Source organism: Okeania sp. SIO2C9, assembly GCF_010672455.1.
Lineage (GTDB): Bacteria > Cyanobacteriota > Cyanobacteriia > Cyanobacteriales > Microcoleaceae > Okeania.
Genome location: NZ_JAAHGO010000224.1, coordinates 1 through 1,415, shown reverse-complemented (window position 1 = coordinate 1,415; position 1,415 = coordinate 1). Strand labels below are relative to the sequence as shown.

Here is a 1,415-nt window from a genome sequence, read left to right as displayed (position 1 = left end):
TCTCCCAAATTTGATAAGTGATATATGGCATTTGTCAAAATAAATATCAATAAACTTCAACAGACAATGACTCATTAATTTGACTAACCTTAATCAAAATCAATCAATTTTTTTTATATTTTTAAATAAAAATAAAACACTAGCTGTTGTGTAGTTTTAATGAAGGTTGCTAAGAAATAGTGATCATCAAGAGAAAGGTCACTAGAATACTTGATTAAGGATTGAGTAAAAATCTCTTCCACAACTTAAATAGATTTAAACCGTCAATCTTAAGATTTGAGAGTTACATAATTAGAGAGAATATGATGACCAGTCAATACCGACCCCTCTTCAAAACTCCAACAATTATCATTGCTGCCATCGCGGCACTCACCTCGACGATAACAATGAAATCAGCAGCACAAGCAATCACTTTAAACTTATCAGTGGAGAACCTCGGACCGGAAAACGGAGCAGTGTTATCTCCAGTCTGGTTTGGCTTACACGATGGAAGCTTTGATACTTTTAACCCTGGTTCTCCTGCCTCATCAGCAATTGAGGCAATAGCTGAGGATGGTATAACAGGTCTTGAGTTTAACACTCCTGGTTTTAGTTTTGACAATACTCCTTTTGAAGGTCTTAATCCCAATAACACTCCCATTCCTCTTAGCTCAACTATTGCCAATTTATTCACCCAAAGTTCAGCGACTACCAATAGTGTAATTCAAGGTAAAATCTTCGCTAGTGCCCTCGGATTCTTCCCTGGCGATACTGCAGCAGTAACAATTAACTTCGACGATAGTCTCATTGCTAACAATCGTTTCTTCAGCTACGTCTCAATGCTTATTCCTACCAACGATGGCTTTATTTCTAACGATGAACCAATTGAAATCTTTGACGCTGAAGGCAACTTTATCGGAGCTGATTTTATTGTTCTCGGTAGTGATGTTTGGGATGCTGGTACTGAAATTAATGACGAGTCACTATCTAGTCTACCCTTCTCATTAGAGATACTTGCTCAAGGGGAGGAGGAAAATGGTGTAATTGAGAAGTTTCCTGGTTTTACAGGCGATGAAATCTTTTCCTTTAACCCAGCCTTTACCAACGCTGATTTTACAGTTGAAGGCTACCAATTAGCACGCATTAGAGTTACACAAGTGAGTAAGTCTGTACCAGAACCAGTTACTACTATAGGATTGTTTACCCTCGGTGGGTTATTTATGTTGCGTCGTCGAGTTAGTCGTACTTAGTGATATGGCAAGGGAACTCCTAAGTGATAAATATAAATTGGCTATATCTATACACTAGGAGTTTCCATGAAAGCCTATGAAGTCCAAAGTAATGCAGGAATTGATGCCCTGAAGCTGGTAGAAACACCTGAACCCAAACCAGGGCAAGGACAAGTATTAGTGCGAGTGCGGGCAACATCACTCAAA

General features: G+C 38.7%; 1 protein-coding gene. It reads left to right on the top strand.

What is annotated here, in order from left to right:
* Positions 1 to 302 precede the first annotated feature (302 nt).
* Positions 303 to 1,229 (top strand): spondin domain-containing protein, encoded by a 927-nt coding sequence (locus F6K23_RS40475; RefSeq protein WP_293166852.1) that lies wholly within the window; start codon positions 303 to 305, stop codon positions 1,227 to 1,229.
* Positions 1,230 to 1,415: the final 186 nt, after the last annotated feature.

Excerpts from the sequence above, each read along its gene's own strand:
- F6K23_RS40475 (WP_293166852.1), top strand. The coding sequence starts at position 303 with ATGATGACCAGTCAATACCGACCCCTCTTCAAAACTCCAACAATTATC.